The organism is Streptococcus sp. CF4-3, from assembly GCF_024295385.1.
Taxonomy (GTDB): domain Bacteria; phylum Bacillota; class Bacilli; order Lactobacillales; family Streptococcaceae; genus Streptococcus; species Streptococcus infantis_I.
Genome location: NZ_JANCPN010000001.1, coordinates 140,718 through 164,106 on the forward strand (window position 1 = coordinate 140,718; position 23,389 = coordinate 164,106).

General features: G+C 39.9%; 23 protein-coding genes. 4 read left to right on the forward strand and 19 right to left on the reverse strand.

Annotated elements, in window-relative coordinates:
• Positions 1 to 6 precede the first annotated feature (6 nt).
• From NML75_RS00725 to rpsL, 5 genes are all read right to left on the reverse strand, one after another.
• Positions 7 to 510: a DnaA ATPase domain-containing protein gene (locus NML75_RS00725; protein WP_254731225.1), complete on the reverse strand. Its 504-nt coding sequence runs from the start codon at positions 508 to 510 to the stop codon at positions 7 to 9.
• Positions 511 to 579: 69 nt separating this feature from the next.
• Positions 580 to 4,974: a PolC-type DNA polymerase III gene (locus tag NML75_RS00730; protein ID WP_254731228.1), complete on the reverse strand. Its 4,395-nt coding sequence runs from the start codon at positions 4,972 to 4,974 to the stop codon at positions 580 to 582.
• A 113-nt stretch (positions 4,975 to 5,087) separates the two neighbouring features.
• Positions 5,088 to 7,169 carry an elongation factor G gene (fusA, locus tag NML75_RS00735; protein WP_254731231.1) on the reverse strand — a complete coding sequence of 694 codons (2,082 nt, stop codon included), beginning with the start codon at positions 7,167 to 7,169 and terminating at the stop codon, positions 5,088 to 5,090.
• Between the two features lie 277 nt (positions 7,170 to 7,446).
• Complete coding sequence (rpsG, locus tag NML75_RS00740) at positions 7,447 to 7,917, reverse strand: 30S ribosomal protein S7 (RefSeq protein WP_004250722.1); 471 nt, start codon at positions 7,915 to 7,917, stop codon at positions 7,447 to 7,449.
• 19 nt (positions 7,918 to 7,936) lie between these two features.
• The gene (rpsL, locus tag NML75_RS00745) at positions 7,937 to 8,350 is read right to left on the reverse strand and encodes a 30S ribosomal protein S12 (RefSeq protein WP_001142332.1); all 414 of its coding nucleotides are present in this window, start codon (positions 8,348 to 8,350) and stop codon (positions 7,937 to 7,939) included.
• A gap of 342 nt (positions 8,351 to 8,692) precedes the next feature.
• Here rpsL and NML75_RS00750 point away from each other — a divergent pair, with 342 nt between their 5' ends.
• Complete coding sequence (locus NML75_RS00750; protein ID WP_024054283.1) at positions 8,693 to 9,133, forward strand: LytTR family DNA-binding domain-containing protein; 441 nt, start codon at positions 8,693 to 8,695, stop codon at positions 9,131 to 9,133.
• Positions 9,130 to 9,588, forward strand: coding sequence for a DUF3021 domain-containing protein (locus NML75_RS00755; RefSeq protein ID WP_254731234.1), 459 nt, complete (start codon positions 9,130 to 9,132; stop codon positions 9,586 to 9,588). The genes NML75_RS00750 and NML75_RS00755 overlap by 4 nt, the downstream gene beginning before the upstream one ends.
• A 39-nt stretch (positions 9,589 to 9,627) precedes the next feature.
• On the opposite strand, the gene mutS is transcribed toward NML75_RS00755, so the two are convergent.
• Together mutS and argR are read right to left on the reverse strand one after the other, a co-directional pair.
• Complete coding sequence (gene mutS, locus NML75_RS00760) at positions 9,628 to 12,162, reverse strand: DNA mismatch repair protein MutS (RefSeq protein WP_254731237.1); 2,535 nt, start codon at positions 12,160 to 12,162, stop codon at positions 9,628 to 9,630.
• A 46-nt stretch (positions 12,163 to 12,208) separates the two neighbouring features.
• The gene (gene argR, locus NML75_RS00765) at positions 12,209 to 12,655 is read right to left on the reverse strand and encodes an arginine repressor (RefSeq protein ID WP_247913194.1); all 447 of its coding nucleotides are present in this window, start codon (positions 12,653 to 12,655) and stop codon (positions 12,209 to 12,211) included.
• A 153-nt stretch (positions 12,656 to 12,808) separates the two neighbouring features.
• On the opposite strand from argR, the gene argS reads away from it, so the two are divergent.
• Together argS and NML75_RS00775 are read left to right on the forward strand one after the other, a co-directional pair.
• Positions 12,809 to 14,500, forward strand: a complete 1,692-nt coding sequence (argS, locus tag NML75_RS00770; protein WP_254731240.1) for an arginine--tRNA ligase — start codon at positions 12,809 to 12,811, stop codon at positions 14,498 to 14,500.
• Positions 14,501 to 14,779: 279 nt separating this feature from the next.
• A complete protein-coding gene (locus tag NML75_RS00775) occupies positions 14,780 to 15,028 on the forward strand; it encodes a hypothetical protein (protein WP_004250711.1) in 249 nt (82 codons plus the stop codon).
• A 34-nt stretch (positions 15,029 to 15,062) separates the two neighbouring features.
• Here the strand turns inward: NML75_RS00775 and NML75_RS00780 are convergent, their stop codons facing one another.
• The 12 genes from NML75_RS00780 to cadX form a co-directional block, all read right to left on the reverse strand.
• Positions 15,063 to 15,272 carry a hypothetical protein gene (locus NML75_RS00780; protein ID WP_004250709.1) on the reverse strand — a complete coding sequence of 70 codons (210 nt, stop codon included), beginning with the start codon at positions 15,270 to 15,272 and terminating at the stop codon, positions 15,063 to 15,065.
• 70 nt (positions 15,273 to 15,342) lie between these two features.
• Positions 15,343 to 15,810, reverse strand: coding sequence for a class Ib ribonucleoside-diphosphate reductase assembly flavoprotein NrdI (nrdI, locus tag NML75_RS00785; RefSeq protein ID WP_004250707.1), 468 nt, complete (start codon positions 15,808 to 15,810; stop codon positions 15,343 to 15,345).
• A 75-nt stretch (positions 15,811 to 15,885) separates the two neighbouring features.
• Positions 15,886 to 16,416 (reverse strand): ABC transporter permease, encoded by a 531-nt coding sequence (locus NML75_RS00790; protein WP_004250706.1) that lies wholly within the window; start codon positions 16,414 to 16,416, stop codon positions 15,886 to 15,888.
• A 61-nt stretch (positions 16,417 to 16,477) separates the two neighbouring features.
• Positions 16,478 to 17,764, reverse strand: coding sequence for a response regulator transcription factor (locus tag NML75_RS00795; protein WP_254731243.1), 1,287 nt, complete (start codon positions 17,762 to 17,764; stop codon positions 16,478 to 16,480).
• A gap of 2 nt (positions 17,765 to 17,766) precedes the next feature.
• Positions 17,767 to 19,440: a sensor histidine kinase gene (locus NML75_RS00800; RefSeq protein ID WP_254803997.1), complete on the reverse strand. Its 1,674-nt coding sequence runs from the start codon at positions 19,438 to 19,440 to the stop codon at positions 17,767 to 17,769.
• A complete protein-coding gene (locus NML75_RS00805) occupies positions 19,418 to 20,032 on the reverse strand; it encodes a YesL family protein (protein WP_006153070.1) in 615 nt (204 codons plus the stop codon). The genes NML75_RS00800 and NML75_RS00805 overlap by 23 nt, the downstream gene beginning before the upstream one ends.
• A gap of 630 nt (positions 20,033 to 20,662) precedes the next feature.
• Entirely contained in the window at positions 20,663 to 20,869 is a 207-nt protein-coding gene (locus tag NML75_RS00810) for a CsbD family protein (protein ID WP_004250682.1), read from the reverse strand.
• A 36-nt stretch (positions 20,870 to 20,905) separates the two neighbouring features.
• On the reverse strand, positions 20,906 to 21,535 hold the full coding sequence (locus tag NML75_RS00815; protein ID WP_254731246.1) for an Asp23/Gls24 family envelope stress response protein: 630 nt from the start codon (positions 21,533 to 21,535) through the stop codon (positions 20,906 to 20,908).
• A gap of 11 nt (positions 21,536 to 21,546) precedes the next feature.
• Complete coding sequence (locus NML75_RS00820; protein ID WP_004250679.1) at positions 21,547 to 21,717, reverse strand: DUF2273 domain-containing protein; 171 nt, start codon at positions 21,715 to 21,717, stop codon at positions 21,547 to 21,549.
• 11 nt (positions 21,718 to 21,728) lie between these two features.
• Positions 21,729 to 22,292 carry an alkaline shock response membrane anchor protein AmaP gene (gene amaP, locus NML75_RS00825; protein ID WP_254731249.1) on the reverse strand — a complete coding sequence of 188 codons (564 nt, stop codon included), beginning with the start codon at positions 22,290 to 22,292 and terminating at the stop codon, positions 21,729 to 21,731.
• 85 nt (positions 22,293 to 22,377) lie between these two features.
• The gene (locus tag NML75_RS00830) at positions 22,378 to 22,617 is read right to left on the reverse strand and encodes a GlsB/YeaQ/YmgE family stress response membrane protein (RefSeq protein ID WP_006149342.1); all 240 of its coding nucleotides are present in this window, start codon (positions 22,615 to 22,617) and stop codon (positions 22,378 to 22,380) included.
• A gap of 426 nt (positions 22,618 to 23,043) precedes the next feature.
• The gene (gene cadX, locus NML75_RS00835; protein ID WP_225749960.1) at positions 23,044 to 23,382 is read right to left on the reverse strand and encodes a Cd(II)/Zn(II)-sensing metalloregulatory transcriptional regulator CadX; all 339 of its coding nucleotides are present in this window, start codon (positions 23,380 to 23,382) and stop codon (positions 23,044 to 23,046) included.
• Positions 23,383 to 23,389 lie beyond the last annotated feature (7 nt).

Genomic DNA, 23,389 nt, shown 5'->3' on the forward strand with positions numbered 1-23,389 from the left:
TTCTTATTATTTTTCAAGCGATGTTAGACACGCTGTCATCCCCCATTTAAAACGCACAATCAAACGAGATTGAACATTTTTCAATTGATCTGGTTCAGAGTCACTAGATAAAACCATTTGCTTATCCTTAACATGTAGAGAATTAAAGAGATTAAAGAATTTTTCTTGAATCATATCATCTTTTTCTCCCAATATCTGGATATCATCAACGATAAGAAGGTCTAATTTTGCATCTCTAACTTTTTGTATTTCTAGCTCATTTTCTAATAAGTTTTCAGCAGAAATATATTTTACTCGCTTTTCTGGATTGTTCTCAAGAACCTTATTTCCAATTGCTTGAAGGAGATGTGTTTTACCTGAACCCGGTTTTCCATAAATATAAAGTGGATTATATTTTAATCCTAGGTTCTCTATTACTGCTAAGGCACCTTTCTTTGCTAAATCATTACCATCTTTTTCTATAAAATTTTCAAATCGATAATTGTTATTTAATCCTGTATTGTACATCATTTAAACCTCTTTCTTTATTATACTATAAGTATACTAAAATAGATGGACAAATATTGTCCATCTATTATCTTAAAACAAATCATCAAACAGACTCAACTGGTTGTCCTCTGGCATATTACCGAGAATTCCCATTTCGTCCATCTTTTCAACCAAGGTTGATGAGAGTCCACCACGCTTGCGTAGTTCGGTTTTAGAGAGGAATTCTCCCTCTTGACGAGCACGAACCAATTGCTTGGCAACGTTCTCTCCTAGACCATCCATAGCGACAAATGGTGGGATGAGGGTGTCTCCATCAATGATAAATTCAGTCGCATCACTGCGATAGAGGTCCAACTTGCCAAATTTGAAGCCACGTTCCCACATCTCGTTGACGATTTCAAGCGTTGTATAGAGGTCGATTTCCACGTTGGAAGCTTCATTGTTCTTGCGCTTCTCAGCAATTTCTTGCATCTTGCGTTTGATAGCTTCCAAGCCTGCACCCATGGTCTTGATATCAAAGGCCTTGGCACGGATGGAGAAGTAAGCACAGTAATAATAAATCGGATGGTGAACCTTGAAGTAGGCCACGCGAAGGGCCATCATAACGTAGGCTGCCGCATGGGCTTTAGGGAACATGTACTTAATTTTCCCACAAGATTCGATATACCACTCAGGTACATTGTTAGCCTTCATAGCTTCGATATAACCATTGCGCTCTTCTTCTGAGATTTTAAGCCACAATCCCTTACGTACACGCTCCATGATGGTAAAGGCCATCTTTGGATCCAGGCCAGCGTGCATGAGGTAAACCATGATGTCATCCCGACATCCGATAACGGTTGATAGGTCCGCAATTCCAGCCTTAATCAAGTCTTGGGCATTTCCCAACCAAACGTCGGTACCATGAGACAGACCAGAAAGCTGAAGTAACTCCGCAAAGGTCGTCGGATGAGTTTCATCCACCATTCCGCGAACAAAGTTGGTCCCAAACTCTGGAATTCCAAGCATACCGGTCGAAGTGCCGATTTGTTCAGGTGTCACTCCCAGGATATCTGTACCCGAGAAGAGGGCCATGACACCAGGATCATCCATAGGGATATCATTTGGATCAATGCCTGACAAGTCCTGGAGCTTGCGAATCATTGTCGGATCATCATGTCCAAGGACATCGAGCTTGAGGACGTTCTCATCGATATCGTGGAAGTTAAAGTGAGTGGTCTGCCATTCAGCAGTTACATCATCTGCAGGATACTGCACTGGAGTAAAGTCATAGACATCCATATAATTAGGGATAACAACGATTCCTCCTGGGTGTTGACCGGTCGTACGTTTAACACCAGCAGCTCCTTGGGCTAGGCGCTCAACTTCGGCTTCTCGGTAGAATTTGCCATAGTCACGCTCGTAACCCTTGACAAATCCATAGGCTGTCTTAGCAGCCACCGTACCAACCGTTCCTGCACGGAAGGCATATTCTTCCCCGAAGATATCACGAACATCCAAATGTGCGCTCGGTTGGTCTTCACCTGAGAAGTTCAAATCGATATCAGGTACTTTATCCCCATCAAAACCAAGGAAGGTCTCGAAAGGAATATCCTGGCCATTTTTGCTGAGTTTGTAGCCACAGTTTGGACAGTCCTTATTGGGCATATCAAAACCTGAACCGTAAGAACCATCTGTGATAAACTCACTGTACTGACACTGACCACAGACATAGTGAGGAGAGAGCGGATTGACCTCGGTAATTCCAATCATGGTCGCAACGAAACTAGATCCAACAGACCCACGGGAACCAACCAAATAACCTCGTTCGTTGGAACGATGCACTAGCATCTGTGAAGCCAGATAAATTACGGCGAAACCATTCCCCAAGATAGAGGTCAATTCCTTTTCAATCCGTAGATCAACGATATCAGGTAGTGGATTTCCATAGATTTCAAAAGCTTTTTTATAGGTTAACTCGGCGACCGTTTCTTCAGCTTGGTCAATGAACGGTGTATATAAGTCGCCTTTAACAACCTCAACAGGCTCAAAGATTTCTGCCATGGCGTTGGTATTTTCAATGACAATCTTGCGAGCCAAGTCTTCCCCTAAAAAGGCAAATTCATCCAACATTTCATTAGTTGTTCTAAAGTGTGCCTTTGGTAGCGGAGCTGGTTGGGCAGCTTCTCCATGACCGATCGTTCGGTTAATCATGGCTCCCTGACCTAGACTACGGACGATGATTTCTCGATAAATTTCATCTTCAGGTTCGATATAGTGGACATTTCCTGTCGCAAGAACGGGCTTACCGAGACGGTCTCCGACCTCTATCAAACTCTTGATAATAGTGTGGAGCTCCTCCATATCCTTGACCTGCTCTTTGGCAATCAGAGGTGCATAGATAGCCGGAGGCATCACCTCGATAAAATCATAGTATTTGGCTACTTCGACTGCCGCATCTACACCTTGTGATACGACTGCATCAAAGACTTCCCCTTCTGTACAAGCCGAGCCCAAGATCAAACCTTCTCGATGGGCATCTAGTACCGTACGTGGAATCCGTGGAACTCCTTCAAAATACTGGGTATTAGAGAGGGAAACTAGCTTAAAGATATTTTTCAAGCCCACTTGATTTTTCACATAGATGGTCGCATGCTTGACTCGAGCTTTTTTATAAGAATCCGGACTGATTAAATCAAGGTTTAATCGTGCTAAGTCCGTCACACCGTGTTTTTCTGCTACTTCTTTGATAAAGATAAAGAGCAGACGACCAGTTGCTTCCGCATCATAGTTGGCCATATGGTGGTGTTCTAGAGCTACGCCAAAACGTTTGGTTAAGGGACCCAAACCATGGCGTTTGTACTCAGGATAGAGATTTCTAGCGAACTCTAGCGTATCGATGACAGGTTGAGTAATTTTTGGAAGACCGTGACGCTCATAGTTGGCATTCATAAAGCCAACGTCAAAGCTTGCATTATGGGCTACAAGAACGGTACCTTTACAGAATTCTTGGAATTCTTTCAGAACTTGAAGCAAAGGTTTAGCATTTTTTACATGATCATCAGTAATCCCTGTCAATTCAGTTGTAAAGGCTGATAAGGGGTGCCCAGGATTGATAAATTCATCAAACTCAGCAATGATATTGCCCTTATACATCTTGGAAGCCGCAACTTGAATCAAATCATTATAGATAGCTGATAGACCTGTCGTTTCTACGTCAAAGACTACATAGGTAGCTTCAGAAAGGTTCATCTCAACTTCGTTATAAACGATAGGAACACTATCCTCAACGATATTGGCTTCCATCCCATAAATGAGCTGAATACCAGCTTTCTTGGCTGCCTTATAACCATGAGGGAATGACTGCACATTGCCGTGGTCTGTGATTGCTACTGCTTTGTGGCCCCATTTTGCTGCTGTTCCAACGATTTCTTCGACCTCAGGAAGAGCATCCATGGTCGACATGTTGGTATGGGCATGAAACTCAACGCGACGCTCACCTTCTAGCATCAAGTCCTTACGTTCATAGTGGACTACTTCCTGCACATCTTGCACATTCATGGTCAAATCTCGTGTGAAATTATTGACCTCGACATTTCCACGAACACGGAGCCATGAATTTTTCTTAATGATGTCAAACTTCTGAGCTTCTTCTTCGTTTCGGACCCATTTTTGCATGGAGAAACTAGACGTATAGTCCGTCATCTTGAAATTAATCAAGACACGACCCGTTCTAGTCACTTTATGCTCCACATCAAAGACAACCCCTTCAAAAACCAGTCGATTTTCTTCGGTATTGACCTCAATCATTGGAGTTACCACTGCCTTGTCGAGTTTAAGCTTAGCAGCTGCCTTCTTGGCTTGGAAATCAAAGACAGGTTTGTCCTCAACTGGAGGAGGCGGTGCCATCTGTTCTAACTGTTCCATAGCTCGAAGGGTCTCATCATTGGCAGCCTGAACAATCATTTGATTTTCAGAATGGAAAGCTTCCTGCTCTTCCTTTGTCAAATCTTCATTTTTCTCTAAGTAACATGTAAACTTAGGAAAACCAAAAAGTTCCAGTTGTTTGCTAAGATTTGGCAGATGATTTTTGCGAAAATGCTCTGTATCTGCTGCTTCAGAAGCCTCAATAATCAACTGATCATTTTCAAACCGAACCTGAAAATCCTGATACATGGTCCGAAAACCTTGACTAGAACAAGGGCCATCTGAAAAAGCCTCCCGATAGTAGGCCTGTAAAAGCTCTCTTGAAAAAGTTTGATCTTGCGTTTTAATTTCGAAAGTCGCTTGATTTCCTGTTTTTGAAAATTCTTCTTTCAATCCCTTCTTCAATGCTAAAAAGAGTTCAAAGGGGAGGATATTCTCAAATACAAAACGAAACTCCCAAATGTTACTTTGCTTATGTACAATAACTTGTTCAATTTCAGCCTGGGAGAAGGCCTCATGATTTCTTATCTCAGCAGGGATACCCAACTGATTCATTAAAATTTCAAAAGTGGTTGACATCCATTTTCCTCACAATATACTCCTTCTATTTTACCATATTTGAGGCAATTTTAGCTATTTCTACCAAACAGAAAAAGAAGCCACAAAGTGACTTCTTTTAAAGTGACGGTGAATTATTCTTCACCTTTGTTTTTCTTAATGATTTCTTCTTGTACTGACTTAGGTACATCTTCGTAGTGGTCGAATACCATCATGAATGTACCACGTCCTTGTGATGCAGAACGAAGAACTGTTGCGTAACCGAACATTTCAGCAAGTGGAACGTAAGCACGAACGATTTGGCTGTTACCGTGAGCTTCCATACCATCTACACGTCCACGACGAGCAGTTACGTGACCCATAACATCACCAAGGTTTTCCTCTGGAACAGTGATTGTTACAAGCATCATTGGCTCAAGGATAGCTGGTTGTGCAGTCTTAGCAGCTTCTTTAAATGCAAGAGATGCAGCGATCTTGAAGGCAGTTTCAGATGAGTCGACATCGTGGTATGAACCATCGTAAAGCTTAGCTTTAACGTCAACCATTGGGTAACCAGCAAGAACACCGTTAGCCATGGATTCTACCAAACCTTTTTCAACCGCTGGGATAAATTCACGAGGAACCACACCACCGACGATTGCGTTTTCGAATTCGAATCCTTTACCTTCTTCGTTTGGAGTAAATTCAATCCATACATCACCGAATTGACCTTTACCACCAGACTGACGTTTGAAGAATCCACGTGCTTGAGTAGAAGCGCGGAATGTTTCACGGTAAGATACTTGAGGAGCACCTACGTTCGCTTCAACTTTGAACTCACGACGCATACGATCAACAAGGACGTCAAGGTGAAGCTCACCCATACCAGAGATAACTGTTTCACCAGTTTCAACGTTAGTTTCAACGCGGAATGTTGGATCTTCTTCAGCCAATTTTTGAAGGGCGATACCCATCTTGTCTTGGTCTGCTTTAGATTTTGGTTCAACCATCAATTGGATAACTGGTTCTGGAACGTTGATTGACTCAAGGATGATTTTAGCTTTTTCATCTGTCAATGAGTCACCAGTTGTAGTGTCTTTCAAACCAACGGCAGCAGCGATATCACCTGAGTAAACAGTGTCGATTTCTTGACGGCTGTTAGCGTGCATTTGAAGGATACGTCCGATACGTTCACGTTTACCTTTAGATGTGTTCAATACGTATGAACCTGATTGAAGAACACCTGAGTAAACACGGAAGAATGTCAAACGACCTACGAATGGGTCAGTCATGATCTTGAAGGCAAGAGCTGCAAATGGCTCTTCATCAGATGCTGGACGAGTTTCTTCTTCTTCAGTATCTGGGTTGATACCTTTGATCGCAGGGATATCAAGTGGGCTTGGAAGGTAGTCGATAACTGCATCAAGCATCAATTGAACACCCTTGTTCTTGAAGGCAGAACCACAAAGTACTGGGTAGAATTCAACGTTGATAGTCGCTTTACGGATACCAGCTTTCAATTCCTCGTTAGTGATTTCTTCACCTTCGAGATATTTCATCATCAATTCTTCATCAGTTTCAGCAACTGCTTCAACCAATTTTTCACGGTATTCTTGAGCTTGGTCAAGGTATTCAGCTGGAATATCTTCTTCAAGGATATCTGTACCAAGGTCGTTAGTATAGATTTCAGCTTTCATCTTAATCAAGTCGATGATTCCACGGAAGTCATCTTCAGCACCGATTGGCAATTGAATTGGGTGTGCATTTGCTTGAAGACGATCGTGAAGTGTGCTTACTGAGTAAAGGAAGTCAGCACCGATTTTGTCCATTTTATTGGCAAATACGATACGTGGAACCCCGTACTCAGTTGCTTGACGCCAAACTGTTTCAGTTTGAGGCTCAACACCTGATTGTGAGTCAAGAACTGTAACCGCACCGTCCAATACACGAAGAGAACGTTGTACTTCGATTGTGAAGTCCACGTGTCCTGGTGTGTCGATGATGTTTACGCGGTGGTTGTTCCATTGAGCTGTTGTTGCAGCAGATGTGATAGTGATACCACGTTCTTGCTCTTGCTCCATCCAGTCCATTTGAGACGCACCTTCGTGAGTTTCACCGATTTTGTGGATTTTACCAGTGTAGTAAAGAATACGCTCAGTTGTAGTTGTTTTACCAGCATCGACGTGAGCCATGATACCGATATTACGAGTTTTTTCAAGTGAAAATTCGCGTGCCATGAGGTTTGTTTCTCCTATATTTTTTATTTCTATTCTATTATAACACGATTTCAATAAAAACGGATAGGCAGGACCCACCCGTTCTCAATGTTTATCTTGTTTAGTTGGTTTCAACTTGTGAGATGGGAAGTTGAATTGTACTCGGGCTAAAGTTAGTTAGCCGATTTGAGCCGGAACGGGATGCTGTGTGAAAAAGATAAACTTCCTTGTATTCGTCGAATACTGCGTCAGTTTCCTATTTTCACCTTGCATCCTTACCGTTCCTAGCATCATTTTATTACCAACGGAAGTGTGCGAAGGCACGGTTAGCTTCAGCCATACGGTGAGTGTCTTCACGTTTCTTAACTGCTGCACCAGTGTTGTTAGCAGCATCCAAGATTTCTTTTGCAAGACGGTCTTGCATTGTGTGTTCACCACGAAGGCGAGCGATTGTTACCAACCAACGAAGTCCAAGTGTTGTACGACGTTCTGGACGAACTTCAACTGGGACTTGGTAGTTAGATCCACCAACACGACGTGCACGTACTTCAAGTACAGGCATGATGTTTTCCATAGCTGTTTCAAATACTTCAAGTGCATCGTTACCAGTAGCTTCTTTGATTTGCTCAAAAGCACCGTAAACGATTGAAGCAGCTGTACCACGTTTACCGTCAAGCATAACGCGGTTGATAAGACGAGTAACTAATTGTGAATTGTAAAGCGGATCTGGCAATACTTCACGTTTTGGAGCTCTATTTTTACGACTCATTTCTCTTTATCCCCTTTCCTTATGCTTTTGGACGTTTAGTACCGTATTTAGAACGGCCTTGTTTACGATCGTTAACACCTGCAGTATCAAGTGCACCACGGACGATATGGTAACGTACCCCTGGAAGGTCTTTTACACGTCCACCACGAAGAAGCACCACGCTGTGCTCTTGCAAGTTGTGTCCGATACCTGGGATGTAAGCAGTAACTTCGATAAGGTTGCTCAAACGTACACGAGCAAATTTACGAAGGGCAGAGTTAGGTTTTTTAGGTGTCATAGTTCCAACACGAGTTGCTACACCACGTTTTTGTGGTGAAGAAACGTTTGTTTGAACTTTTTTATGACTGTTGTAACCAACGTTCAAAGCTGGTGATTTAGATTTTTCTACTTTTGATTTACGCGGTTTGCGAACCAATTGGTTAATTGTAGGCATCTACATTCTCCTGTGTTTTTTTATTTTTGGTGATGATACACTTGGTGACAGCTATCATCTGTGTGTACTTTTGCAACATTTGTCAGCACGTCCCTGTACACTCTTGAGAGACCAAAAGTAAAAAGTACCGTCTAACATTGTACCACTTTTTTTCTATTTTTGTCAATATATTTCTTCTTATTTTTTGACTTCTTTACTCTAAAATCTCTTTGAAAACGGTCACCTACCAGATAGACTCTTCAACCGACCACATAGACAGAGCTTCTTGTATTTGTCGACAAAATGGTGTTTAATAGATTTGTAAGTAAGAGATCTCTATTACAACTTTATAAAGGAGAAATTATGAAACTCAGACTTGATATTGATCAACAATACACCGAAGAGCAAATCATCATAGAAGCACCTGCTTTGTCTTCAAAAATTCAAAAGGTTCAGGACTTTGTACAATCCCTGGATCAAAAGGAGACCATCAAAGGAAAATTCCAAGACCAGGTTTACTTGATTCAGATTAGTAAGATTCAGCGTGTATACATTGAAAATCGTAAGGTTCTGGCCGAAACGGATAGCCAAACCTATGCACTTGACATTCGTCTCTACCAAGCAAGTGAAATTCTACCTGCTTCCTTTATCCAAATTTCCCAATCCGAAATTGTCAACATTGATGCAATTAGTCATCTAAAACTAACCTCTAACGGCTTGATTGAAATTTATCTTAAAAACGAAAGTTTCACCTACTCATCTCGCCGTTACCTCAAAACTATTAAGGAGAAATTAGAACTATGAAAAAACAAGTATTCCACGATGCCACAACCGGTATCCTCATCGGCCTCACCCTATCTATTATCTTTTCTTTTATCTATTCACCAAGCAACTACGCACCTCTCAGCCCTGAATCTCCTGTTGGTCAATTCATGAGCAGTCATCAGGTTCACGGTGCTCTAGTTTTACTCTACTGTACACTTATCTGGTCAGCTATTGGAGTCCTCTTTAGTTTTGGTAGTCGTCTATTCGCTCAAGATTGGAGCCTTCTTCGTGCGACTGTCACTCACTTCTTCCTTATGTTGCTAGGTTTTGTACCTCTAGCAATCCTAGCAGGCTGGTTCCCTCTTCACTGGACTTTCATCCTCCAACTTATCCCAGAGTTTGCAATCGTCTACCTCATCATCTGGATTGTTCTCTTCAAGAGAGAATCAAAGAAGGTTGCCCACATCAACCAACTATTAGCTCAGAAAAAATAAGACCTAAAAACCCACTCCGTTTTGTGAGTGGGTTTTTGCTTATAATTTTTGTTTCAGCTCTAATAAGAGATTCATGGCTTGCATCGGTGTCATATTGTACACATCTACTTGGGCCAACTCTGCTAGGATAGGATTTTCTTCTTTTTCATCAAAGAGAGACATTTGCTCATTGACAATATTCCTTTGATTGATAGAAATTGGATTTTCCTGACTTTGGCTCTCTAGTTGAGTTAGAATCGCATCCGCTCTTTTTAGCAAATCTGCTGGCAATCCTGCAATCTTAGCAACGTGAATACCGTACGATTTGTCTGCTGGACCTGGTTCAATCTTATGAAGGAAAGTGACCTGACCATTTTGCTCAAGCGTAGCCACGTGTACATTTACTAGATGTTCAAGACTAGCTTCCAGACTGGTTAATTCATGGTAGTGCGTGGCAAAGAGAGTCTTGGCACCAATATGCTCATGGATATACTCGATAATAGACTGGGCTAGAGCCATACCATCATAAGTTGCGGTTCCTCGACCAAGCTCATCAAAAAGAATCAATGAATCCTTTGTCGCATGACTAATGGCATTATTAGCTTCCATCATCTCTACCATAAAGGTAGATTGACCTGAAACCAAGTCATCTGCCGCACCGATACGGGTAAAAATTGCATCAAAAATTGGCAGTCGAGCACTTTCTGCAGGGACATAAGAACCCATCTGAGCCATAACCGCTGTAATGGCTAGTTGACGCATGTAGGTTGACTTCCCGCTCATGTTCGGACCTGTAATTAGTTGAATGCTAGTATCTTCATCCATCTGGATACTATTGGGAATATAGGTCTGAGCTCCCATGACCTTTTCAACAACTGCGTGACGACCATTCTGGATATCAATCCGCGACTCTTGCCCAAACTCTGGTCGAATCAGGTGTTGTTTTTCTGCAACTACTGCCAAGCCTTGCAAGACATCGACAGCAGCAATTCCTTGAGCCAGAGCCTGTAGACGTTGGATATACTTGCCAACCTCCTCACGAATACGCATAAAGATTTCGTACTCTAGGTTTGCTGATTTCTCACGCGCCTCTAACATTTCTCCTTCGATACGCGCCAACTCCTCTGTCCCAAATCGCTCAGAGTTTTTCAGCGTAGCCTTGCGGAAAAAGTGAGCTGGTACGTTACCTAGCTGCGAGTTGGTTACATGGAAATAGTAGCCATCTTTTTTATTGTAGTCAATCTTGAGAGTATTGATGCCAGAGTTTTCTCTTTCCTTGACCTCAATCTCAGCAATCCAGCTGGTCCCTTCTCTCAGCACACGACGGTATTTATCCAAGGTCTCATCAAAGCCCGTTCGGATAATACCACCTTCGGTAATCACGTGAGGGGCCTCAGGAGCAATGGCTGCGCTAATGAGATTTTCCAACTCAGGAATAGCATCCAGTTGTTCAATCAGATAAGCGAGAGCTGGTTGCTCCATTCCTTCTAAAATGGCGCGAATTCGTGGAACACTTCCCAAGGTAGTCGCTAATTGCAAGAGGTCTTTAGGATTACTTTTCCCAAAAGAAACACGACTAGCCAGACGTTCGATATCGTAGACTCCCTTAAGGCTTTCTGTTAAATCACTGCGCTCAAAGAAATAATCCAGAAACACTTGCACAACTTCCTGACGTTCAAGGATACGTTCCTTATCAATCAAAGGACGTTGAATCCAAGAACGTAGAAGACGCATCCCCATGGCAGTCTTGGTTTCATCTAACAACCAGAAAAGACTGCCTTGTTTCTTACCTGAGCGAGCATTTTCAACCAGATCCAGACTAGCCTTGGTCGCATAATCCATCTGCAAGAAATCCTTGATTTCATAGCGGATAACAGGTTTTAAGTGATTCAACTCTCTCATCTGAGTCCGATGAACATATTGGAGGAGTTTACTGCTAGCTGCTTGCTCAACAGGAGCCAATCCTGAATCTAATAGATGTAGGTCTTCATAAGTTCCCTGTTCGTAGGAAAGAACTAGATTCATTTGACGACTGAGAATCTGCTCTTCTACTTCAGGCAAGTCATAACCAATCACCACTTCTCTCGCTTTGAGATTGCGGATTTCACCACAGACTAGAGAAAAATCTGATAGCCCCGTTACATAAAAATCACCTGTTACTAGGTCCATGTAGGCTACACCATATTGAGACCCATCACGATCAATAGCTACCAAAAAGTTGTTTTGACTATCTGGCTTACTACTATCAACCACTGTCCCTGGTGTAATGACCTGAACAACCTCGCGCTTAACAACGCCAACAGCTTGCTTAGGGTCTTCCATCTGTTCAGCAATGGCAACCTTGTAGCCACGTTCAACTAGAACATCAATATACTGTTGGGCAGAATGATAAGGAACTCCAGCCATGGGAATCGGATTTTCAGCATTTTTATTGCGACTGGTTAGTGAGATTTCTAGTATCTGTGCAGCATTGACTGCATCTTCATAAAACAACTCATAAAAATCACCCATACGAAAAAGCAAAAAAGCATCTGGATATTGTTTTTTGATATCCACATACTGTTGCATACCAGGTGATAATTTTTCAGTAGTCATTTACTCTCTCCTTGTAAAAACAGTCCTGAGAGAAGCTCTCAAGACCTTATCTATTTTCCATTAACTCTAGCAAGCGTTCTTCCATGACTTTAGCTGCATGTTGATCTTTACAGATAACCAACAAGGTATTCGCTCCGGCAACAGTACCTAAGATCCACCCATCTTTATTTGAATCTACTACATTGGCTAAAACGGATGCTTCTCCAAGTTTAGTGTGAAGAACCAAGGTGAATTCGGCTCTTGCAACACCCTCTAAGTGATGTGAAAGGAATTCGACCAGATCAATCTTCTCTGTCTCATTTGCTAGCACATAGTAAACAACATCGTTTTTCTTAACTTTGGTTAAGCCAAGCTCTCGCAAATCACGGGATAATGTCGTTTGTGTCACAAAGACATCACAGGCTTCCAATCGATCTTGAATTTCCTTTTGAGTGCCTAATTTTTCTTCTGTAATCATTCGCTTAATAAGCTGATGACGTTCTCTTTTTCTCATATGTTCCTCTCGAGTGCATATTTATAACATTTTACATTTTTTTAGTAAGAACATTATATCAAAAAAACTGGATATTTCAAAAAAATTCTCTTCTTTCCAAAAAAATGTAGTAAATTGTGTTAAAATAGTAGAAAAGCCCTAAAGGAGCCCTAAATGAATACAAAAGAATTGATTGCTAGCGAGTTGGCTAGCGTCATTGATAGCCTGGACCAAGAGGCTATTTTAAATTTACTAGAAACACCTAAAAACTCAGATATGGGAGATATCGCCTTCCCTGCCTTCTCATTGGCAAAGGTTGAACGTAAAGCTCCTCAAATGATTGCTGCTGACATCGCTGAAAAGATCAATAGTCAAGCTTTTGAAAAGGTTGTAGCAACAGGTCCTTACGTCAACTTCTTCCTTGATAAGGCTGCCATTTCTGGTCAAGTGTTACAGAACGTCATCACTGAAAAAGAGCACTACGCTGACCAAGAGATTGGTAATCAAGAAAATGTCGTTATCGACATGTCTAGTCCTAATATCGCTAAACCATTTTCAATCGGTCACCTTCGTTCAACAGTCATCGGAGATAGCTTGTCACATATCTTCCAAAAAATCGGCTATCAAACTGTCAAGGTTAACCACTTGGGAGACTGGGGCAAGCAGTTTGGGATGTTGATTGTTGCCTACAAGAAATGGGGTAACGAAGAAGCTGTTAAAGCTCATCCAATCGATGAACTTCTCAAGCTCTACGTCCGTATCAATGCTGAAGCTGAGAACGACCCAAGCTTGGATGAAGAAGCACGTGAATGGTTCCGCAAACTTGAAAACGGCGATGAGGAAGCTCTCGCTCTTTGGCAATGGTTCCGCGATGAAAGCTTGGTAGAATTTAACCGCCTTTACAATGAGCTACAAGTTGAATTCGATAGCTATAACGGGGAAGCTTTCTACAATGACAAGATGGACGCAGTTGTAGACATCCTCGCTGAAAAAGGACTTTTGGTCGAATCAGAAGGTGCCCAAGTTGTCAATCTTGAAAAATACGGGATTGAACACCCAGCTCTTATCAAGAAATCTGACGGTGCGACTCTCTACATCACACGTGACCTAGCTGCAGCTCTCTACCGTAAAAACGAATATCAATTTGCCAAATCTATCTATGTCGTTGGTCAAGAGCAATCTGCTCACTTTAAACAACTCAAGGCAGTACTACAAGAGATGGGCTATGATTGGAGTCAAGACATTGTCCATGTTCCGTTTGGATTGGTAACAAAGGAAGGGAAAAAACTTTCTACTCGTAAAGGGAATGTTATCTTGCTAGAACCAACTGTTGCAGAAGCCATCAGCCGTGCTAAAGCGCAGATCGAAGCCAAAAATCCTGAACTTGAAAACAAAGACCAGGTCGCTCATGCTGTTGGAGTTGGGGCCATTAAATTCTATGACCTTAAAACCGACCGTACAAATGGCTACGACTTCGACCTTGAAGCTATGGTATCCTTCGAAGGGGAGACTGGCCCTTATGTTCAATATGCCTACGCTCGCATCCAATCCATCTTGCGTAAAGCTGATTTCAAACCTGAAGCAGGTGCCAACTATAGCTTGAACGATGCTGAAAGCTGGGAAATCATTAAACTAATCCAAGACTTCCCACGTATTATTAAACGTGCAGCTGATAACTACGAGCCGTCTATCATCGCTAAATTTGCGATCAGCTTAGCTCAAGCCTTTAACAAATACTATGCCCACACTCGTATCTTGGATGAAAGCCCAGAACGTGACAGTCGCCTAGCCCTTAGCTATGCAACTGCAGTGGTCCTCAAAGAAGCCCTTCGTTTGTTGGGTGTAGAGGCGCCAGAGAAGATGTGATTCAGTACAAGAGACTGGAACTAAAGTTCCTAGTCTCTTGACGGCAATCGCTATAGGGTTATTTACTTAAACGCCTTACTAATGCATCCAAATAAATAATATCGACTTATTTGGATGCATGTCGTGATCTATTAAATTAATTTATTACTAAGCAAGCTAAGTAACTAACGCCAAATCCTATTTGGACTTTGGCTAGGCACCTACAGTACTATCACTCGAAAAATAAAAGAATTACTTTTATCTTACCACTTACTTCTTTATTACCTAGGGAGAATTTTTATGAGCCAGTATGCTTATATTCTAGTTGTTATCAGTCTTCTTTTTCTCTTTCTTGTCAATAAATATGAAAAAGAGAAACTTCAAAGACTGCTTCAGGATCAACTATTGAAAGATCCAGCTTTTCGTGCAACTATCAAAGAGAAAATCCAAACGATAGAAAATATCAATGATGTCATTGACTACATCAACAAAGGCTACCGTTTAGGAATTCCAATTGCAAAAGAAATCGTTGACGAAATTCGCAACTAAGAAAAAGACTCGAGATGACATTTCTCGAGTCTTTTTATTTATTTCTGACAGCTAAGATTCCTACCAGGATAACAATCCCTAAGGATACCATGGTTCCAACTGGTGCTACATTTTCATCAAAAATTTTCTCAGAGAACAATAGCAGAGCAATCGCTAATAGTAGCAAGGCACTGCATAGCATAATATCCTTGAAGCTTGGTTTGCGTTTTATATACTTTAAAAATGATCTCTGTAATTTACTCATTTGAACTGGTCTCTTTTGAAATAATTCTATGATCCATGGGATAAAAATCTAACCCAGCAACTCTATCCTCTTACAAGGATTCAAGTTCATAAAGCTCTGCAATAATCCCAGCAACCTTTTTGATATCTCCTAGCATTCCGCGCATTTCAAAGTCAGCTAGGACTGGAAAACCAAAGCGTTGGCTGTATTGCTTGGCGGTCAAACAGTATTGGTTGTTAAAATTGCGGTTACCCGATCCTACGACACCAAAACACTTGCTAGCATTATCACCATATGCGATAAAGTCACCTACCGGAGTGGTCAAAATTTCTACATCACCATTGTCAACCCCATTGCCACCTTCTAGGTAAGTCGGTAGAAAAGCCACATATGGGGTGCTCATCTCAAAGAAGTCTTCTCCTTCCTTGACCAAGTCTTTAATATGAATTTTTTCCACATCAATATTCGCATACTGCTCCAACAAATAAGCTTTCAAACGTGTTACAAAGCTCTCCGTGTTGCCGCTTAGACTGATATAAACTAAGGAAATTTTTTTCATCTTTTCCTCCCTCTTTCTCGAATCCAAAAAAATAACTACCAAGATTGTATCTTGATAGCTATCCTTTGTCAAATCTTAGGCGAGTTCTTCCTCTTGAGATTCTGTTAATTCTTTTTGCTGACGCCATATTTTATAGAAGACGATTCCCAAAAAGATAACATTGATGACGATGAAAATAATAGTGGTTGCTTTCGACATGACTTCCATTCCTAAACGTAGGGTGTCATCTTTAATCAATTGCATAGCATCTTGTAGATTCATATTGTCATGGACTAGTCCAACAATAGCTAGTAAGGCATATCCAACATAAGTGTAGTTAGCCAACTGCAAGTTCTTACGAATTAAGAAAACAAAGGCTACTACAACTAGGATAGCAGATAGAATAATGAGTATCGTGTTAAAAATAGAGTGAGATGACTCTGACACTTGGTGGGCATAGTTAACAGCATCTTCTATTTGTTGAGCACTAAGTGTCCCAACATTTTCTTGGCTAGCACGAAGGGCGTCCTTACTAGGTACTGGAGTGAATATTCCAACTACTGCCAAGGCTGAATTAATCGCTGATAAGACTAATAAAATCCATAGATAGATTGGTTTCTTTTTCATAAAAGTAACCTCCTCATAATTTTTAATTTATTATAGCATATTTTAACAAGTAAAACAAATCCTACAAGTTTACTTCCACCTGCTTACGGTATGCTTTCGGAGACTTCCCACATAGTTTTCGAAAGACCTTATAGAAATAGCCTACATTACTGTAACCAACCGTATAGCAAATATCCTCAATACTATCATTTGTAGATAGTAAAAGTTGCTGGGCTGCCTTGATGCGTTGCTTATTGAGAAGCTCAGCAAAGGTTGAATTGGTTTCCTTCTTGATTAACTGACCTAAATACACAGGATTGATAAAGAGATCCTTGCTGATATCCTTGAGAGAAAGTTCTTTTTTATAGTCTCTACCAATAACTTCAAGTACACTGACGACATTTTCATTCATACGATATTGACCAAAGAAGGACGTCAAGGTTTCCTTGGTATAAGCCACTAAATCTTCAAAGTTTGTAATGGCATGAATTCTTTTGACAATATCTGTCATATCATCTGCTTTCAAATGCTCAAAGAGATGGAAAACATCCATCACAAACTGAGTAAAGAGTTGCTTGGTAATGGACACCCTCGGTGTGTTTTCCAACACAATCTTCTCAAGCAAATTCAACTCTTCGATAATCTGCTGAAGATTGCCTTGGATAATAACTCGATAAATGGGTTCATAATAAGAAAAGAGGCTTTCAGATTGATCGAGATTTACAGTTCCATAGAAGAGTGCTTTTTCAACGTCAAATTTCCATTTTTCAAAGTTTGCCTGATAAGGTGACTCAAAAGGCATAACGAGTAAACCATCGAATTTCTGAGCTGCAATCACAATCTGCCAGTCCTGACCTAAAACATAGTAAGGAATGACAAAATCCCCTTGTTTCTCTTGGGAGAGTCCAATCCACCAGTTTTCTTTTTGAGACAGGTGTGCTTTAAATGCTTCGTCGTCTAACTTTTGACTTAACATTTCTGGCTCATGCACTTTCTCACGAAGTTGACCAAGGATTTTCTCAAGTAAATGCTCCAGTTCAACCTTATCAACTGGTTTGACAAGATAATCTACAACATTGAGGTTCATGGCTTTCTTGACATATTCAAATTCTTGATAGCCGGAAAGAAGAATATAGTAAGCCTCTGGCAAGAGTTCCTTCATTTCCCCAATCATTTCAAGTCCTGTCTTGCCAGGCATGTTGACATCAGAAATGACGATGTCTACAGGATGTTCTCGAACATAGTCCAAAGCGTCATCAGCATGATTGGCTGTTGCAACGACTTCCATATCCCATTTTTCAAAAGGGATCAAACGCTTAAGTCCTTCTGTAATCATGTACTCATCGTCAACTAATAGTACTTTATACATGTTTATCCTTTCTCTTCATCCTGAATGGTGATTCTATATTGAACACCTTTTTGTTCAGCTGATTCTACATTGATGTTATAGCGGTCTCCAAAGTAGAGCACAAAGCGTTCGTGGGTATTAACAATCCCAATAGACTGTCGTTGCCCCTTATAATCTGCTGTGTGTTCAAAGGTTCTTTGAGCCAGTTTAGCTTGAATTTCTGCTAGTTTTTCAGCAGACATCCCACGGCCATTATCGGTTACTAAGATTTCGACATAGCCATCTTTTTTCAAAGCCTTAATACTGATAACATTATCTGTTCTTCTGTGATCAACTCCATGGGCAAAATAATTTTCCACTAACGGTTGGAGGGTGAACTTTGGAATACGCATTTCTTCCAATTCAGGGTCAATCTTAAATCCATAGGCAATGGATTTTGGATAGCGAACCATACAGAGATAACTGTACTTCCGACAAAACTCCACTTCTTGTTTGAGGGTCGTTTCTCGCTCGTCAGAGATATTATTGCGCAGGAGACTACTGAACTCATAGATGATATCTGCTAGTTCATTTTGATTTTCCATCACTGCGTACATCCGCAAAAATTCCAGAGTATTGTACATGAAATGCGGATTAATTTGAGCTTGTAAGGCTCGCATGTTGGCATCTTTTTGATTGAGTTCCAGTTGATAAATATCGTGAATATTACTTTCTAGTCGATCCAACATATCATTTGTCGACTCAGCAATTAGTAGCAACTCCTGGTCCTTTTTATCTGTGTCGATTCTCTTGGTCTGCTCTCCCTTAGTAATGGCTTGGATAGAGTCCACCAAATCCACAACCTGACTTTGATAGTCAGAAAAAGTCCTTCTTAAGGTCATATATAAAATGATGATAAAGAGGGCGCTCAAACCTAAAATAAGTGCCGAACTCGCTAAAGTCCCACTCCAAACATAATCCTTTGGTACAGCTACTCGAACTTGATAACCATGGGCAGTTGTTCCTACCAACCAAGACTCATTCGTTCCTTTCGCTCCAATATAGAACATATCTGTTTCATATGGTGCAATGACCGTTACTGCAACAGGAATTGTTCCCCTAGTGTTGTCAATCGCTTTATAGAGGACTTCTGGTTCTACGGAAATATAAATGACTCCAAGAGCCTGGTCCGAGATGGGATCAGACACTGGAACAGCGAAACTATTGGCATCTGGTTTAAAGCTCTCAGCTGGAATTTTCTGTCCACCTCTGTTTCCTCTTTTGGAAACAAATACATCCGTTGAATCCTGTAGAACAATCGAAATACCTGTCACAAAATCGTTTCGCACGTATATATCATCGATATTTTCATAAATAGAAACGGAAATATAGGGTGACGCCTTGCGTTCTAACTGCCAGTAAAAATAATCCGGCGTACTGAGGCTAAAATACTTGTAAATCCCTTCAATCCGAGCTTGATTATCCACTAAACTCTGGGCTAGACGGGTTGACTCCCGATAATAGTATTCAACCTCATCAACTGTTCGAGCGAGAACACGCTGACCGACACGATTGGCTTCCCTTTCACGCATATCCCAATCTGCATAAGAAATCAAGAGAGCAAAGCAGGAAATGATGATAATCATCACCAGACTATAGATTCTTAGGAGTGAGTGGAGGCGGAATTGTTTGGTCTTATTTGGTTGCCAATTTTTCATGAATACTTTCATAAACAGGCTCCAATAAATCACTAATAAAGAAGTGCCACATCCCAATTCCTACAAAAGCGATGAGGGCTGGCATATAGAAGCCAATAATGGCTAACAAGACGCTACCAAGGAGAACCTTGGCCACTGCTGACAAACTCATAAAAATTCCGATAAAGGCAAGCTTTAGGGTGTTTTTATAGGATAATTCAAAGTAAACCTGCAACTTTAAAGATACCGTATAGGCCAAAAATACCAAGGCTACTAAAAAGATATTTAGAAAGGTTGCTGCCAAGTGGATAATGGTCTGGTTTGGCAACTGAATCATCAGATACAAGCCATAAATCAAGATCAAGTCAATCCCTATAAAGGTGTAGAAACTGAGATTACTTTTGACAAAATTGCTCTTAAATAAAGCCCATGCTTCCTTGAAACGATAAGCACGGTAAGAATAGCCATTTTCAGCAAATAAACTCATGAGAGTTGCACTAGCGGGTGCTATACCAAAGACCACTCCTCCTGCTAGTGTCAATAACCAAAAATAAGCCGTCGCAATCATCCCCAAAAAGAAACGATGAAAGACTAGCTCAATGAAATTTCCCACGGTTTGCCTCCAAAAATTTAATCTAGTTTTATTATAACATATTTCAAGCGCTCTCAAAAACAGAAGCAGTAAAAAGGGCAAGAGAATTTAACTCATTACTTTTTTAGAAGTAAGCTTGGAGTAGGGGTCATCCTTGTTAAAAGTGTACAAACACCAAACTATAAAAAATTACATTTATTGGTTTAACAATGATGTTTGTGCTATAATAAATATAGAAAGAGATACCGATTAATAATCAAAGAACAAAGGCTTTACCAGGGCAGATGGATATGTTTGAAAATTAGATAATTACTATTCAACTTAATTATTGGTTTGACAAAATAACGAAAGGAGTATGTACCATGACTACTCAAACTTTAAGCACTGTGTTGATGTGTGTTGCGCTTATATTGACTCTTTTCTCTGAAAAATTGTTCAAGCAACATGAAAAAATCGGAAAAATAATTTGCACTATAATCATATTAGTCGCTGTTTTGTTAATGCTGCTCTAAGTTATTTTAAGAATACAGGAATTTGTTTGTCCTGTATTCTTTTTTTCTCTATAAAACGTGCATTGATAAAAACGAATAACAAAAACACCCCCAGTTAGGGAGTGTTTTCAAGGAAAATAGTAAGATTACCTAAATTTTATTATTTAGCATCGTCTTTTTTAAAGATGTTTTTAACACCTTCAACAGCGCCTTCAATTGCGTCTTTTGCATCTTCAGCAACTTCTTTCACTTTAGAAGCAACTTTTTCAGCAGCTCCTTCGCTTTCAAGTCCTTTGTCACCTACCAATTTACCAACGCCTTCTTTAACAGCTCCTGCTGCTTGGTTGAATTTTTCTTCTGTAGACATAAGTATGTCCTCCTTTTATTTTTTCTAAATTAGTAATTATTGAACACGTGGTTCTGCTTTGGCTGCAGCATCTTTAACATTGTCAACGCCTTGGCCAACTTTTTCTTGAACGAATTCAGCGCCTTCACTAAGTTTTTCTTGTGCTGCTGCGACACCTGAACCGATACCAGATTTCACTCTAGACAATTGTTCTGACGCGAACTCACCTGTTGATTCTGCCACGTCAGTTACACGATCTTGAAGGCTAACTGAGTCTGCTTCATATTGTTCTTTAGTTTTGATGTCAACAACATTAACGTTAACTTCAACTACTTCTAGATCAGTCATTTTCGCAACTTCTGATACGATAACGTCTTTGATTTCCTTGTATAGAGTTGGAACGTTTTTTCTGTACTCTACGATAACGTTCAAGTCAACTGCTACTTGTTCTTTACCAACTTCAACGTTAACACCGTGTGTTACATCGTTAGTGTTAACAAGTTTTTCTGTAAGATTTGAGAAGAATCCACCGTCAACATGTAATAGTCCTGGGACTCTATCTAGTGAAAGACCGATGATTTTTTGAATAACTTTATCTTCGTAAGTTAATTCTCCGCGAACATCTTTAGAAACAACAACATCTTTTTTTTCAGTATTTACATTTACATTTTTTTCTACGTTTGACATATGAAACTCCTTTATTTATTTAAATAATTCTTCTGTACATAGTATCCCAACCAAATTCCTAGGGCTCCACAGATTAAAACGAACAATGTTTTAAAGAAACCGAAGGATAGGATGAAGCAGGCTAGAATAATACCTACTACACCACATAGAATTGGGTATTGATATTTTTTAAACCATTCCATTTTTTACTTCCTTACTTTACACGACTAACAATTTTCTTAGCTGCTTTTTGAGGGTCATATTCTTTCACTGAAACTTCCAGTTTAACCTCTCGATCAATACCAAAGAATTCTTTCAATCCTTGAGTGATTTCGTTTTGAACTACTTCAAATTTGTTAGCAATGTTATCTGAAAGAACAGCTGTACCTTCTACATAAACGAAACATTTCTTTTTCCGAGTATGTACCTGAATTTTGGGATTTTTGACTATCTTGTGTTCATCCAATAAACATCGAACAAACCCTTCAATAGCTGAATTTTTTAGTTTTAATTTATCGTCTTTAGTTCCAAGTTTTATTTCCAGATATTGTCTAGGATAAAACAGGATTACTAACATCCATAATAAAACTAAGATAGACAGGCCTAGAAGCCCCCAAAATACATATCTAGCGAGATAATATTCAAATGATGTCTGTCGCCAGCTCGGCAATTGAATCCCTAAATCACTAACCTGGTGGTAATCTATCAAAATAGGAAGGAAAATTGTCAAGATTAAAATACAGAAAATAAGTAATAGTATTTTCTTTGATTTTGACATATAAAATCCTTTCAATTAGTGCAACAAACCATAGCTTTACCCGTCATTATAAATTAAAAACTATAGTCTGCTTTCGAGTAAAACATTAACCTTTTTTACCCAAAAAGAACGATACCACAGAAACTACAATCACTGCACCAACAATAGATGGGATGATAGCCATACCAGCTAGTGAAGGTCCCCAAGTACCAAGGAGTGATTGACCTACTGATGAACCGATTAAACCGGCAAAAATATTAGCAATTACTCCCATTGAGCCACCTTTTTTAGTGATTGCCCCTGCTGCAAGGCCGATAAAGCCTCCTACAATAATGGACCACAACATAATATGCGCCTCCTTTCATAACCCAATATATCTGGGTTGATTATAGTATATCATAATATGAGAGCGTGCTCAAATTATATGCTCACGAATATGTGCTTTAATAAAATGTCTATTTTTAAAAACAATACAAAAACGCTCTAGTCATTTTGACTAGAGCGTTTTCCCTATATCCGAACATCTAATTTATTTCACAAAAAATGTAGTCATTCGGTTGATTTTTATTGCAATACATTGAAATTGGAAAAAAGAAAAAACGCTTAAAATAAGCGTTTTTCTTATGTATTGATTCGAATTGAATGCTTACTTCACTTCTATAAAAAGATTAAATAATTTCTATTTTAGCTGTTAGAAACATTGGTACATCAATGTTTTTAGAATGCTACATAATAAAAGGTAGAGTGGATGGTAGAGTAGTAAAAATAGTTGTTATCCTAGTTGATTAAAAAAATCTCTGATTTCCTCATCTTTTATAAAATAATATATAATTTTCCCCTCTCTTCTAGTATCCAAGACGTTTTGATTGGCTAGTTTACGAAGATGGTGGGAGGCAGACGCCATACTGAGATTTAGTAAACAGGCTATATCACATACACAGAGTTCTTCAACAGCAAGAAGATAAAAGATGATATTTATCTGTTTATTATCGGTAAACTTTGATAAAATACGAAGTGATTTTTGGACTTTTTCCTTTTCAAGGTAGTTCGTTGCGGTTGTAACATTTTGTTGATTAATAACATCCACTTGGCAGATACTATCTTTTTTCATAATTTTT